Origin of the sequence: Pedobacter sp. (assembly GCF_965279535.1) — a bacterium.
Lineage (GTDB): Bacteria > Bacteroidota > Bacteroidia > Sphingobacteriales > Sphingobacteriaceae > Pedobacter.
The window spans coordinates 4,916,261-4,929,668 of the sequence record NZ_OZ257244.1 but is presented as its reverse complement, the minus strand read 5'-3'; the positions used below and the strand labels follow the sequence as shown (position 1 = coordinate 4,929,668).

Below are 13,408 nucleotides of genomic sequence, written 5' to 3'. Positions count from 1 at the left end.
AAACAAATATGATGCTTTTAAGCCCCTGCTAAGCGCTGCATTTGTATCAATATTTCCTCAATTTGTCTCTTTTTTTTCCCAACCTGCTCAGTTTTAGCACTCGCCAACCTCCAAATAACACACTGTTTATCAATAAAATAACACTTATAACACGATTCAAAACATTAAAGCTATCTTATGACTGCAGTGATACTTACTGGCATGTAAAAAAGCAAACTGCAGTCAAAATCCCGAAATCGAACCATTTCTTTGATATATTTGAACAACCGAGTATAAACAGCATTGAAAAAACCAGCCATCCTATTTTTCTTCTTATTGATGAGTAAGCTCATCATGGCTCAGCCCTATTATTTCAGACGCTACCAGGTAGAGAATGGATTATCAAACAATACTGTTTTCTGCGCTGTCCAGGATGATAAAGGCTTCATGTGGTTTGGTACTAAGGATGGTTTAAATCGCTTTGATGGTTACACCTTTAAAACTTATCGCCATAACGATGAAGATCCCAAAAGCATAGGCAATGATCTTATTTATGCTTTACATACCGACAAACAGCACAGGCTCTGGATAGGCACCAATAAAGGGGTATACCTGTATAACCCACAGCAAGAAAGTTTTAAACTCATTCCCGAAACTAAAGACATGCGCATCAATGATGTTCAGAGTGACAGGAAAGGAAATCTCTGGATTGTTTCGCTGGGCAGGCTATTTACTTATCATACGGCAGAAAAGCGGTTTTATCCTTTTAACCAAAAAGCACCCTTTTCAGCAAATTCAATCTGCATCACCAATGATGGGGCAATCTGGATCAGTAGCATGCAGGGAACATTAGAAAAGTATAATCCGCTGCAGGGCAATTTTGAATCTCATTATGTAATGAGTAAAAGTAAGGAAAGTGGCTGGACCACCAAGATCCTTGATGCCGGTAACGGAAAACTTCTGGTTGGAACAGCAAACCAGGGATTAAAGCTCTTCGATCTCAAAACTTATTCCATCAGCAATCTTAAAACATTTAATGAAGATAAAACCTCCATTTTTGTCAGAGATATCCTTCAATCTAAAGAGCATGAATTTTGGATTGGCACAGAATCAGGTGTGTACATCTACAATAGCCAGAACGGGCAGTTAGCGCACCTGCAAAAGCAGTATAATAATTTTTATGCCCTATCCGACAATGCCATTTATACCGTTTACCGCGACCGTGAAGGAGGCATTTGGGCTGGCACTTATTTTGGCGGAATTAACTATTATTCAAGCCAGTATGCAGTATTTACTAAATATTTTCCTCAAAAAGGAAGTAATTCTATTAGCGGAAGTGATGTTCGTGAAATATGTAAAGACAATGATGGTAACTTATGGATAGGTACTGAAGATGCAGGTTTAAATAAACTCGATGCCAAAACAGGTCTGTTTGAAAATTTCCTACCCGATGGAACTCCGCATAGCATTGCTTACTATAACATTCACGGCCTGCTGGTAGATGGTGATAAACTGTGGATCGGAACTTTTGAGCATGGTCTCGATATTATGGATATTAAAAGCCGAAAGGTGGTAAAACATTATACCGCCAGTGATAAAAACGGACTCCGAACCAATTTTATTGTTTCCTTTTGCAAAACAAGTAAAGGTGATATCCTTGTTGCAACTATTTATGGTTTATACCGTTATATCCCCGGTAAAGATTTCTTTGAGCCTATTCCGGAGGTGCCCATGTTCTTTTATGATGCCGTTATGGAAGATAGCAAAGGTAATATCTGGGCTAGCAGCTTTAATGACGGCATTTACAAGTTCCGTTTGGATAAAAAAGGGTTTAAAAATTATAGAAATATAGCTGGCGACAAAAAATCGCTTAGCCATAACAGTGTAAACAGCGTTTTTGAAGATAGTCGACACAACATCTGGGTAACTACTGATGGTGGCGGACTCAACCTTTTTGATGCCAACAGCGAAAGTTTTATCCATTTCGGAACAAAAGACGGTTTTCCCAGCAATTCTATTTTCAGGATACTGGAAGATGAAGATCAAAAGTTATGGATTAGCAGCACCCGGGGTTTGATTCGTTTCGATCCTGAAAGTAAACAGATCAAAACCTATTCCAGGTCTAACGGATTATTAACTGATCAATTTAACTACAGCTCATCCTTTAAAGATACAGACGGTCGCTTCTATTTCGGAAGCGTAAAAGGTTTGATTAGTTTTTTACCTGCGAACTTAAGGAATACCAATATCCAGCCACCTGTTTTTTTAACAGGTTTTCAGATCGACAACGAAGAAACCTTAGTAAATGGTCCTGATTCGGTGCTTAAAAAATCGATTATTTATACTGATACACTCATTATTAAAGATGATCAATCTTCTTTCAGTTTTGATTTTGCTGCCCTGGGTTATGCTTCGCCTGACATGACGGAGTATGCCTACAAAATGAGTGGCTTAAATAAAACCTGGGTTTACCTTAAAACCAACAGAAAAGTATACTTTACCAAACTAGCCGCTGGTACTTATACTTTTGAGGCTAAAGCACTAATCAATGGCAGCAATAACTGGAGCCAAAAGAATGTTAAAATATTAATCAAGGTTTTACCTCCTTTTTATAAGAGTCCTTTAGCCTATTTTCTATATTTCATTCTTGCCTCTGCCTTGATTATTTACCTGGTAATGCGCTATCACCGCAGAATTGAAACTAAAAATAAAAGGCGGATGGAGCTTTTCGAGAATAAGAAAGAGAAGGAAATTTATCAGGCAAAAATCGAATTTTTTACCAATGTTGCGCATGAAATCAGAACACCACTTACCCTTATAAAAGGGCCTATGGAAAAGGTAATTAAACTGGCCGAAAGTGTACCTGCTATAGAAAAAAATTTAAAAATAATGGATAGGAATACCAACAGGCTCCTTTCATTAACCAATCAACTGCTCGATTTCCGCAAAACGGAAATTAAGAATTTCTCCCTTAATTTTGTAAAAGCGAATATCAATGAAATCCTGCAGGATATATTTCTAAGCTTTCAGGCCGCAGCCGAGCAACAGGAAATCCATTATGTTTTGCAACTCCCCGAAAATACTATAGAAGCATATGTGGACGTCGAGGCGCTGTATAAAATCATGAGTAACCTAACTGATAATGCCCTAAAATATGGTGAACGCATGGTGACCATTAGCCTCTTTCCTGTTGTAAATCAGGACTATTTTCAAATTTTTGTAGAAAGTGATGGGCCACTTATTCCAAAAGAGCTTAAAGAAAAAATATTTGAACCTTTTTTCAGGGCTACGGAAACAGAAATTAAGCATGGTACGGGCATAGGCTTATCTATTTCAAAATCGCTTGCAGAACTTCACCATGGGAAATTATTTGTGGATGAACATAACAATAATCATAATATCTTTATACTCGAACTTCCAATCCATCAACTCATCGAATTTAATTTAAAAGGCAAATGGAAAAAACTTTAGCAGCCGATATGCAGGGACAGCAACAGGAAGAAAAATCCATTATCCTTTTAGTAGATGACAATGAAGATATACTGGATTTTATTGCCGATGACCTGTCTGAAAAATTCGAGGTACGGCAGGCCAGAGACGGTGTAGAAGCGCTGGAAATTTTGAATAAAGAAATTATCCAACTCGTGATAAGCGACGTTATGATGCCCAAAATGGATGGCTTTGAACTTTGTAGCAGGATTAAATCCAGTCTCGAATTCAGCCATATCCCGGTAATATTACTTACCGCAAAAAACACTTTGCAATCTAAAATTGAGGGTATCGAACTTGGTGCAGATGCCTATATAGAGAAACCATTTTCTCCTGAATTTTTACAGGTACAAGTATCATCCTTAATCAAAAACCGAAATAAAATCAAAGCCTATTTTGCAAGCTCGCCACTAATTCATATCAAAACAATGGCATACTCTAAGGGTGATGAACAGTTTTTAGAAAAGCTCCAGGAAACTATAATTAAAAACTTAGACAATCAGGATCTGGATGTTGAGCACCTGGCAGAACATATGAATATGAGCAGGCCCACCTTATATAGAAAGATCAAATCCATATCCGACCTTACCCCGAATGAATTGATTAACCTGGCCCGGTTAAAAAAGGCAGCAGAGTTGTTAAATGAAGGTTTCTTTAAAATTTATGAAGTATCCGAAATGGTGGGATACAGTTCACAAACCCACTTTGGAAGAAACTTTGCCAAGCAGTTTGGCATGTCTCCTTCCGATTACATCCACAGCAGGCAACATGCAAAAGAAAGCACCAGGCCGAAATAAATGGCTTATCCTTTTAATCTGGCGTGCTTAATGGAAATTGGCGGGGCATAACTGGCATCTTTCTGTTCCAATTCCAATATACCCACTACAGTTATAGGTTTTTCAGAATAACTGATTGGCTGATCCATTTCTATCATGATCATAACCGGCACACCATTCTGACCACAAAAGAAACATTGATTAATGGGTAAAGTAGCCAATAAAAACTTCTGTTGCTTTTGGCCGGTTTTAATAGGGATTAAATATCCTTTAAGTTCAAATGGTTTATGCTCAAACCTTTTTATTGCATCGGTATAAACTGGATTGAGTTCGTTCTTTTCCGTTAGTTCGAACTTGACAGTTCCGATAATATCCCAATTGAGTGAGCGTAACTGATCGTTTGGATTATGTTTAGGGTTCTGGGCCTGTACAAGGCATCCTGTAAATAAAAAGAATAACAACCATACATATCTCATAGCTGCTCGGCATCAAGTAAAAAGAACTCGGATCTGTTATCTCCAGAATCGTTAATCACAAATTTTCCCTTTATCCGTACCACCTTATCAGTCCATTTTAAGTTTTTTAACATTTTAACTTCTACCATGGAGGGAATATCTCCTGTTCCACAAAAAGGACAAGATTCTATGGGCACTATAGAAAGCATAAATGTTGAAAAAGTATTACCCACCTTAGTTGGAATAATGTAACCGGGTAACTCAATCACTGTGTTATTAATGGCCCTGAGCTCGGAAGGGAAAATACTTTTGAAGACCAGTGGCTTTACCTGTTTCTCGTACCGCAATGCAATTAAATTCCAATTCGCTGTACGCATTTCTTTATGTACATTAACCTGGGCAGCCAAACTCAAGTTCCACAATAAGAGGCCGAACAATAAGTATTTATTTAAATGCTTCATCATATTTTCTTGGCGTTTAGCAGAAAAAATTCACTCCGGTCGTCACCAGAATCGTTTATAATGAATATCCCACGGAGTTTTATAGGTTTTTCGGTGATGGGAATAGGTGTCAGCGTTTTTACTTCAATCATAGCAGGAATATCTCCTGTACCACAATAAGGACAAGAGGCTATGGGCACAATTGAAAACATAAACTCGGAGAACTTGCTTCCCACTTTGGTTGGAATAATATAACCAGGCAACTCAATGATTTTATTATGGAGTTTTTTCAATGCAGGTGGATAGCCGCTTCCCCATTTTCCCGGAGCAATTTCTTTATCGTACCGTAAGCCAATAATGTTCCAGGTAGGCGTGCGCATATCGGTATGTACTTTTACCTGTGCTGAAGCGAAAAATGAGCTGAACAACAAAATCAATAAACCAAAACCTTTCATATCTTAACTTTTAGAGAGTGTTTTAGCAATGTCTACCCGGTATACCTGTAAAGCTGGAATGATTGAAGCTACTAAACCGATAATCAATCCGGCTAAAATCAGGTATAGTTCTTCCTGAATAAAATAATTCCCGGTTAATCTGGCCTGAGCCGATTCCTGGTAAAAACCAATTATCTGAACGGCTGCATGACCAATAAGAATGCCTAAACAACTTCCAATCAACGTAACAGCTATCGCCTCCAGTACAACATGGAAAAACAATTTGCCTTTTGAAGCACCCAGGCACCTCATGAGTGCTAAATCATATTTCTTTTCTTTCATGGAGTTATACAAACTGATAAAGATGCTTAAACCTGATATCGCCATAATCAAAAAGGCAAAATATTTCAAAGTATCTAATCCAATACCAATTAAGGAAAATAGCCTTGCACTTTCCATTGCCGGAGAAGCGGCCTGCATATTGGTATTTTTATTCACCATTCGGGGAAAAAGGACTACGGACATGGGTGAGCGATATTGGATTAAGATAGCGGTGATTTCCTTATCATTAATTTCTTTCTCTTCATGATGGCCGGTAGGTTCATGCTCCTCCGCTCCTTCAGCTTCATGCATTTTATACACACTTCCAACGTTGGTTAAAATTAAGTCATCAGTTACGTTTCCACGAGCTTTTAATATTCCCGTTACCATGTACATATGGTGTTTATGCTCATCGCCATTACCATCTAAACCATGCGCACCATAAAAGCGGTCGCCAACTTTAAGACCAGTTGTTTTAGCTACCGTACTTCCGATATTTACTTCCAGATCGTCCTTCCAGTATTTTCCACTCCCCAGCTCCAATTGGTAGAGTTGTATAAAAGCACTGTCTGTACCTGCTATCCTGAAGCCCTCATAGCTATCACCAAGGGCAAGTGGAACCGCCCGTTTTACCATAGGATTATGCATAATGGGTTCAGCATCTGCAACAGAAATATTGCCTGTTGGAAAATCGATATGATAAATACTGCTCAATATCAGTTGAAGCGGACTTCCTTTTGCACCAACAACAAGATCGATATCTTTGGCATTTTGCTCCAGTTTACTTTCAATTTGTTTTGAGGCCAAAAGGAGGATACATAAAATACCAACCCCAAAAGCAACCAGCATTACATTGAGTGCGGTAGTAAGTGGATTACGATAAAGGTTTTTAAAACTGATCTGGTAAATATTCATTACAATAAGTAAGATTTATCAATACGTTGGCTCACCCGTTGGTCATGAGTAGCAATAACTAACGCTGCTTTATTATTTTTGGCCTGTGTCTGGAGCATTTCTAAAACCTGAAATGCATTTTCATCGTCTAAACTCGAAGTAGGTTCATCTGCTATCAACAAATCAGGTTTATTTATTAATGCACGAGCCACCGAGAGCCTCTGAAGCTGCCCCTGACTTAACTGTTGAGGGTATTTTTTCTGAAGTTCGATAATTCCAAGGTCTTTTAACAAGGTTTTTGCATGTAAATCATCAAAGGGTAATCCAGCCAGGGAGGATGCGATCTGAAGATTTTGCATGACATTTAAAGTTTTAATGACATGCGTTTGCTGAAAAACAATTCCGATATGCCGGCCCCTAAAGCGATCTAAAGCAGTGCCTGAGAGGCTGTAAAGATTGAGCTCGTTGTGCATCACCGCCCCGGCAGTTGGACTTAATAATCCTGATAAGATATTTAAAAGTGTACTTTTTCCTTTCCCGGAAGCCCCCAAAAGCAGCCATTGATCCATATCTGCAATTTCCCAATCGGGAAAGTTAATCGTTCTCCCACCGGCGTAAGTGTGAGATAGGTTTTTAATCTTAATCATGATCAATACGTTTTGCAACAGGGTCTTTTTTAATTACCAGATTTTTAATCACATAACGTTTATATAACGTAATCCCATCGTTTGTTCCATGTTTACAGGCCGGATTCAACACGGAAATCAGTAACATCGCGGGAAGAAACAGCTGTTTTTTATTGAAATGCATGCACAAATATAAGCTTTGCTTTTTAAACGCAACAATGTTGTTTTAATAAGATAACAATCAATCTATATTAATTTAACAGTAATTTTGCCAAAGATCGATAAAAATTGGCTAATGCTGGTGAATATGGTTAACCCTGCATTTTTTCAGGTATTTTAAGTTAATAAGATGCGAAAAAGCAATAATCAGTCCACCTAAGGGAATCAGGATGGGTTCTAAAACCTCTAACCCGGAAAAGTGACCAATTGCAATGCTGCCAAATCCCAAAATCAGGAAGATAACCGGGGTAGTTCGCTTGTGTAATTTAAAGGATTTGCCCAAAGACCATATCCCCAATATCAGCGACAAACCAATCATACCGATCTCCACCCAGTCATTTGCGATAAAACTTAACCCCCATAGGGGCAGCAGCGTCATAATAAATGGTAATGCGGCACAATGAATGGCACATAATAAGGAGGCAGAAATGCCTATTTTATCCAGATTGAATTTTAAAATATTCATAATAGCGATTTGCCACAAATATAAAAGCAATTTAGTTGCATTTGAAATCAACACTAATGGTTTTGTGATATAATTGCACTTTTATGATAAAATGAGTTGATTTTAATGATGATTTTGAATGTCTAGCTTTATCTAGCCAACTATTCAAATGTCAAAACCCTTTTTTGGGTGTGGCGTATGCGTAAATGCTCCCGGTTTTGCGGGTGGTTCAACTTTCGGTCTTGGCGAGGTTATCTTAAAGAACTATACACCCCAGGAGATTTGTTTTACTGCGGTGCATGAAATGGCGCATATGTTGGGCTATTCTCATGATTCAAATCTGACCTTCCTATCAGCCGATGGTAAAGGTGCTGTTCTGCCGCTTGCTTTAATTTATCAGGATATGATTAGTCAGAAAGAACTTTCTGTTCTTAAAACAAACTACTATACACCATCAGATTTTTAAAAGCAAAATGAAGGTATAATAACCGGCAGGCGACGCAGTAAAGCCTCTCCTGCCGGCATTTTAAAAGCCGTAACTTTCAACTGCTTGTTCCTGCACTTTACTTTTTCTGAATTCTTTCATTGAAGCAGGTTCTTTGGCTTCCAGAGTAGCAAAATCAACCACCCCCGTTTTCTTTGCCCAATCAAAATAAGCCACAGATAGTTTGCTCACCACATCGTGATTTTGGCGGGCTACATTTTTAGTCTCAGCACGATCATTTTCTAGATCATACAGTTCCCAGTTATAGCTTGGCCAGGTAGACACCAGTTTCCATTTCCCCTGGCGTACCGCCCTGTTGCCGGCCCTTTCCCAAAATAAAGGTTGCTGACGATCTACGGCCTTTTGATCAGCAAAAAGCACAGGCAACAAGCTTTTCCCTGCCAGTGGGTTGGCGGTTACATCATTCAATTTCTTTGGATAAACTACGCCAGCCAAATCATAAAATGTTGGTGCTATATCAATGATGTGTCCTGTACCTTTTTTAATGCTGCCGGCTTTAATTTTAGCAGGATACCAGGCGATAAAAGGAGAGCTGATTCCACCTTCATACATGTAATCTTTAAAGGCCTTAAATGGCGTATTGGAAGCATAAGACCAGTTTTTACTTTGCGATTCATAAGAACCTATGGTACCTACCTCACCAGTATTTCTAACTGCTCCATGATACCAGGTTACCAGATCTTCTGCAGGCGCACCATTATCAGAAATAAATACAATGAGCGTGTTCTTATCTGCACCCGTAGCTTTAAGTTTTTCCAAAACTTTACCAATCCCCTGGTCTAAACGATCTACCATAGCAGCAAAGATTTCCATTTTTTTTGCCCATTGCGAACGTTGATCGTATGAAAGCTTACTCCAGTCGTAAATATCTGCATCCTTTTCAGATACACTTGCCTGATTATCGATTATCCCTAACTTCTTCTGACGCTCCAAACGTTCTGCTCTTAAAACATCCCAACCTTTATCATATCTGCCTTTGTACTTCGCAATATCCTCTGGGAGCGCATGCAAAGGCCAATGGGGTGCCGTATAAGCCAGATAAAGGAAGAAAGGTTTATTGGCACTCTCCTTTTTATCCAGAAAGTTTATTGCATTTTCGGTAATTACATCAGTTTGGTAAAATTTACCTGCCGCTAAATCGTATGGTTTGCCGTTTAAGGTATAGGGTCTTTTTCTGCCTCCGTTAAAATCGCCCTGATCGAAATAACTTCCGTTCTCCGACATCATTACCTGCTCAAATCCCCTTTGCCAAGGATAACTTTGATCTTTACCAGACACATGCCACTTTCCTGACATCAGCGTGTGATAACCACCACTTTTTAACACTTCGGCTAAGGTTAAAGATTCTTTATTCAGATATCCCTGATAGGCAGGTAAGCCCAAATCATTAGCGAAATAACCTACTCCAGCTTTGTGCTGATATTGCCCTGTTAATAAAGAAGCCCGGGTTGGTGCGCAAATAGAATTGTTATAAAATTCTTGCAATCGTAAGCCTTCATTGGCCAAACGATCAAGATTAGGCGTATGAATCTCTGAACCATAAGCCCCTAAATCTGAGTAGCCTAAATCGTCAGCCAAAATCAGAATGATATTGGGTTTAGCTACCTTTTGAGCCATGCTCTGCAAGGTTAAGGCCGCACAGAGGAATGTTAATATTTTTCTTTTCATCGTTTTATCGCTTTAAAAATTTTGATTTCCCCTGTTTGGAGCACCTTGCTGACGAACAGGGACAGACTTTAACTTGTTGTAATCGACTACACCATTTTTCTCTGCCCACTGCGCATATGCTGCTTTCAACCGGGCAACAATATCGGGGTGCTGGGCGGCAACATCCAAATTTTCAGCCCTATCTTCGGCGATATTGAACAATTCGTATTTCTCTCCCTTAGCTGCTGATGAAACCAACTTCCAGTCTCCATCTCTAACAGCTTTATTTCCACCACGCTCCCAAAAAAGGGGTTCTCCCCGTTCTACTCTACCCGCTTTACCTGTTAGCACAGGAAGTAAACTTTTTCCTGGAAGTGCATTACTGCTTACCCCGTTTAAAACTGAGGGATATTTTGCTCCTGCCAGTTCATAGAAGGTTGGAGCAAGGTCAATCAGGTGTGCAGTACCCTGGCTTATGCTACTGGCTTTAATTTTTTGTGGATACCAGGCAATGAACGGAGCACTGATTCCGCCCTCGTAAGGCGCCCCCTTGTAATCCCGGTGAGGAGAATTTCCTGTTTGCGACCAGTTGCTGTTTTGTGTTTCATATGAACCGGCAGTACCTACCAAACCAGTATTACGCGAAGTATATAAACGCGTTCCATTTCCACCTTGCGCACCATTATCCGAGATAAAAATAATGATCGTATTGTCGTCTTGTTTAAGTGCTTTTAGTTTGGCTAATAAACGACCTATTCCCTGATCAACATGGTCAATCATCGAAGCATATACTTCCTGACGGGTTTGCCAATATTGTTGCTCATCATAAGTAAGCTTATTCCAGGGCTTCACCTGAGCATCCTGAACAGCAATTTTTTGCCCGGCATCAATTACACCTTTTTTTATAGCGTTCTGGTATCGCTCTATCCGAAGAGAATCCCATCCCTTTTTATACTTTCCTTTGTACTTAGCCAAATCTGCCGGCAATGCCTGTAATGGCCAGTGCGGGGCATTGTAAGCCAGGTATAAAAAAAATGGCTTATTCGTTTTCTGCTGATCGTCTAAAAACCCAAGTGCATTATTGGTGATTTCTTCCGTAAGGTATTTCCCTGGTTCCAGATAAAATGGCTTATTATCTTTTACTAAAGGTACTGTTGGTTTACCCTGGTTCCCAATCTCGTAGTAATTACTTGCCCCACCTATGAAACCGAAGAAATGATCAAAACCCCTCTGGTTTGGCCATTGATTTTCATCATCACCCACATGCCATTTACCAGACATAAGGGTAGTGTATCCTGCTGTTTTCAACACCTCTGCTAAAGTGAGTGATTCTTTATTTAAAAAACCCTGATAAGCAGGTAATCCCAAGTTGTTGTTAAAGAAACCTACTCCGGCTTTATGTTGATATTGTCCTGTGAGCAACGATGCCCGTGTTGGTGCACAAATAGAATTATTATAAAACTCTTTAAACCGGATACCTTCAGCCGCTAAGCGATCTAAATTTGGTGTCGCAATATCTGCAGCACCGTAAGGACCGATATCTGAAAAACCCAGATCATCAACCAAAACCAAAACAATATTTGGTTTCGCTTTCTTTTGTGCCCAGGCATTGGTTCCAAGGAGCATGATTATTGTAAAAGCCATCCCAACAGCTTTTACAGGAAACTTTATTTTTTGATTCATATTTTTAGAAATTAGAAGCCCACCCAATCAGGGTTTTGTTTCAATTTTGGATTCAGATTTAGTTCTCTTTGCGGAATTGGAAAGTGAATATGTCTTTTTGCAGCCAGTGTTTTGCCTGCAGCTTTTAATGTAGCGATATAATAATCTGCGCCTCTTCTGGCCAGATCAAACCAACGCTGGTACTCGTAAACAAATTCCCTTCTCCGCTCTAAAAAAACTGCATCACGAAAAGTATTCAGGTTCAGGCCCGGAGAAACATCCTCCAGCTTACCAATCCCAGCCCTGAGCCTTACTTCATTAATCGCAGTATAGGCATCACTATTGGGACCTGTATTTTGTTCATTTAAAGCTTCGGCATATATTAAAAGTACTTCTGCATAACGGATAATGGGTAAGTTTTTAGATGATTGGCCCTGATTACCTACCACAGCAGGATCGTAATATTTAAAAAACTGAGGAGAGAAAGTATAAAGCTGCCCGTTAGTCGGACTTACTAATTGTGTTACAAAAGTAACGGTTTTACGGGTATCATTGTTGCTAAACGTTTCATAAAGTCCCCCTGCGGTATGTAGTGCATCGGCATAATCGCCATTAATCCCCGGCACATCTGCAGCTGCAGATCGGCTGGCTAAACTGTTGCCCTGATAGCCTGCATTGCCAACAAACTGGGCAGAAAAAATGTGTTCCTTACCATTTTTGGTAGCCACATTAAATACGTCTGCAAAATTACTAAACAAGCCATAAGCCTTGCTATCAATCACTTCCTTACTTTTTTTAGCCGCATTAGCCCAATCTTTCTGCGTCAGGTATACTTTAGCCAATAAGCTTTTTGCAGCTCCGGAGGTTGCCCGGCCTATATCTTTACTTCCGTATTCTGCCGCAGAGGGAAGTCCTTCTGCATCTTTTAGATCTTGAATAATTTGCGCGTACACAGCAGATTCGGCAGCATTGGCAACATACAGATTTTCAGGTGTTAATGAAGTCGTTTCGTGGAGTACGATGGGAATATCGCCAAACCAGCGCACGAGATTGAAATAATGCAGTGCCCTTAAAAATTTAGATTCATTGATTAAGCGGGTTCTGATTGTTGCACTTATTTTGCCGGCGTCAATTTGAGCAATCTTATCAATGGCAATATTTGAAGCATTAATACCATCATAACTTTGCTTCCACAATTGCTCCATTCTATCGTTTGAGGAGTCGTGGGTAAGCCCTGAAATGGCTCTTACATGTGCGTTTCTTGCCCTGGGACCAGCTTCATAATCATCTGTTGCCATTTCTACACCAATCTGGAAAAGACTGTTATACAGAGACTGACCACTTTCATACAGCTTTCTGTAATTTGCTGTTACAGCCGAGACAGCTTGATTTTCATTCTGATAAAACTGTTCGGTAACTAAAACCGAATCGGGATCTTCTTCCAGTTTTGAGCAGCTTGAGATGCTAAAAACAAGGATTAAAGCCCATAATATTTTTCTATTGTTCATTGGATTAT

13 protein-coding genes are annotated in these 13,408 nt (G+C 39.5%); 3 read left to right on the top strand and 10 right to left on the bottom strand.

From position 1 onward, the window contains the following. Positions 1-318 precede the first annotated feature (318 nt). Both ACQY77_RS20565 and ACQY77_RS20560 read left to right on the top strand, forming a co-directional pair. Positions 319-3,450 (top strand): ligand-binding sensor domain-containing protein, encoded by a 3,132-nt coding sequence (locus tag ACQY77_RS20565; protein WP_421940442.1) that lies wholly within the window; start codon positions 319-321, stop codon positions 3,448-3,450. After that, on the top strand, positions 3,435-4,265 hold the full coding sequence (locus ACQY77_RS20560) for a response regulator transcription factor (RefSeq protein WP_421940443.1): 831 nt from the start codon (positions 3,435-3,437) through the stop codon (positions 4,263-4,265). The genes ACQY77_RS20565 and ACQY77_RS20560 overlap by 16 nt, the downstream gene beginning before the upstream one ends. A gap of 5 nt (positions 4,266-4,270) precedes the next feature. On the opposite strand, the gene ACQY77_RS20555 is transcribed toward ACQY77_RS20560, so the two are convergent. From ACQY77_RS20555 to ACQY77_RS20525, 7 genes are all read right to left on the bottom strand, one after another. Next, a complete protein-coding gene (locus tag ACQY77_RS20555; protein ID WP_421940444.1) occupies positions 4,271-4,720 on the bottom strand; it encodes a hypothetical protein in 450 nt (149 codons plus the stop codon). Further along, positions 4,717-5,163, bottom strand: coding sequence for a hypothetical protein (locus ACQY77_RS20550; protein ID WP_421940445.1), 447 nt, complete (start codon positions 5,161-5,163; stop codon positions 4,717-4,719). Before ACQY77_RS20550 ends, ACQY77_RS20555 begins: the two co-directional genes overlap by 4 nt. After that, positions 5,160-5,594 carry a hypothetical protein gene (locus ACQY77_RS20545; protein ID WP_421940446.1) on the bottom strand — a complete coding sequence of 145 codons (435 nt, stop codon included), beginning with the start codon at positions 5,592-5,594 and terminating at the stop codon, positions 5,160-5,162. The genes ACQY77_RS20550 and ACQY77_RS20545 overlap by 4 nt, the downstream gene beginning before the upstream one ends. A gap of 3 nt (positions 5,595-5,597) precedes the next feature. Continuing rightward, on the bottom strand, positions 5,598-6,809 hold the full coding sequence (locus ACQY77_RS20540; protein ID WP_421940447.1) for an ABC transporter permease: 1,212 nt from the start codon (positions 6,807-6,809) through the stop codon (positions 5,598-5,600). Then, a complete protein-coding gene (locus ACQY77_RS20535) occupies positions 6,809-7,435 on the bottom strand; it encodes an ABC transporter ATP-binding protein (RefSeq protein WP_421940448.1) in 627 nt (208 codons plus the stop codon). The genes ACQY77_RS20540 and ACQY77_RS20535 overlap by 1 nt, the downstream gene beginning before the upstream one ends. Continuing rightward, positions 7,428-7,598, bottom strand: a complete 171-nt coding sequence (locus ACQY77_RS20530) for a hypothetical protein (RefSeq protein WP_421940449.1) — start codon at positions 7,596-7,598, stop codon at positions 7,428-7,430. Before ACQY77_RS20530 ends, ACQY77_RS20535 begins: the two co-directional genes overlap by 8 nt. A 108-nt stretch (positions 7,599-7,706) precedes the next feature. Next, a complete protein-coding gene (locus ACQY77_RS20525; protein WP_421940450.1) occupies positions 7,707-8,099 on the bottom strand; it encodes a MerC domain-containing protein in 393 nt (130 codons plus the stop codon). Between the two features lie 148 nt (positions 8,100-8,247). Between ACQY77_RS20525 and ACQY77_RS20520 the strand changes: the two genes are divergently transcribed. Beyond that, positions 8,248-8,544, top strand: coding sequence for a hypothetical protein (locus tag ACQY77_RS20520; protein WP_421940451.1), 297 nt, complete (start codon positions 8,248-8,250; stop codon positions 8,542-8,544). Positions 8,545-8,604: 60 nt separating this feature from the next. Here ACQY77_RS20520 and ACQY77_RS20515 read toward each other — a convergent pair whose 3' ends face one another. The 3 genes from ACQY77_RS20515 to ACQY77_RS20505 are packed head-to-tail and all read right to left on the bottom strand — an operon-like array spanning position 8,605 to position 13,400. Continuing rightward, positions 8,605-10,251 carry an arylsulfatase gene (locus ACQY77_RS20515; protein WP_421940452.1) on the bottom strand — a complete coding sequence of 549 codons (1,647 nt, stop codon included), beginning with the start codon at positions 10,249-10,251 and terminating at the stop codon, positions 8,605-8,607. 12 nt (positions 10,252-10,263) lie between these two features. After that, entirely contained in the window at positions 10,264-11,913 is a 1,650-nt protein-coding gene (locus tag ACQY77_RS20510) for an arylsulfatase (protein WP_428430064.1), read from the bottom strand. A gap of 11 nt (positions 11,914-11,924) precedes the next feature. Then, positions 11,925-13,400, bottom strand: coding sequence for a RagB/SusD family nutrient uptake outer membrane protein (locus ACQY77_RS20505; RefSeq protein WP_421940455.1), 1,476 nt, complete (start codon positions 13,398-13,400; stop codon positions 11,925-11,927). Between the last annotated feature and the right edge of the window lie 8 nt (positions 13,401-13,408).

Bases quoted from the DNA above. Each gene is read 5' to 3' on its own strand.
- ACQY77_RS20565 (WP_421940442.1), top strand. From the start codon at position 319: ATGAGTAAGCTCATCATGGCTCAGCCCTATTATTTCAGACGCTACCAG.
- ACQY77_RS20560 (WP_421940443.1), top strand. From the start codon at position 3,435: ATGGAAAAAACTTTAGCAGCCGATATGCAGGGACAGCAACAGGAAGAA.
- ACQY77_RS20555 (WP_421940444.1), bottom strand. From the start codon at position 4,720: ATGAGATATGTATGGTTGTTATTCTTTTTATTTACAGGATGCCTTGTA.
- ACQY77_RS20550 (WP_421940445.1), bottom strand. From the start codon at position 5,163: ATGATGAAGCATTTAAATAAATACTTATTGTTCGGCCTCTTATTGTGG.
- ACQY77_RS20545 (WP_421940446.1), bottom strand. From the start codon at position 5,594: ATGAAAGGTTTTGGTTTATTGATTTTGTTGTTCAGCTCATTTTTCGCT.
- ACQY77_RS20540 (WP_421940447.1), bottom strand. From the start codon at position 6,809: ATGAATATTTACCAGATCAGTTTTAAAAACCTTTATCGTAATCCACTT.
- ACQY77_RS20535 (WP_421940448.1), bottom strand. From the start codon at position 7,435: ATGATTAAGATTAAAAACCTATCTCACACTTACGCCGGTGGGAGAACG.
- ACQY77_RS20530 (WP_421940449.1), bottom strand. From the start codon at position 7,598: ATGCATTTCAATAAAAAACAGCTGTTTCTTCCCGCGATGTTACTGATT.
- ACQY77_RS20525 (WP_421940450.1), bottom strand. From the start codon at position 8,099: ATGAATATTTTAAAATTCAATCTGGATAAAATAGGCATTTCTGCCTCC.
- ACQY77_RS20520 (WP_421940451.1), top strand. From the start codon at position 8,248: ATGTCAAAACCCTTTTTTGGGTGTGGCGTATGCGTAAATGCTCCCGGT.
- ACQY77_RS20515 (WP_421940452.1), bottom strand. From the start codon at position 10,251: ATGAAAAGAAAAATATTAACATTCCTCTGTGCGGCCTTAACCTTGCAG.
- ACQY77_RS20510 (WP_428430064.1), bottom strand. From the start codon at position 11,913: ATGAATCAAAAAATAAAGTTTCCTGTAAAAGCTGTTGGGATGGCTTTT.
- ACQY77_RS20505 (WP_421940455.1), bottom strand. From the start codon at position 13,400: ATGAACAATAGAAAAATATTATGGGCTTTAATCCTTGTTTTTAGCATC.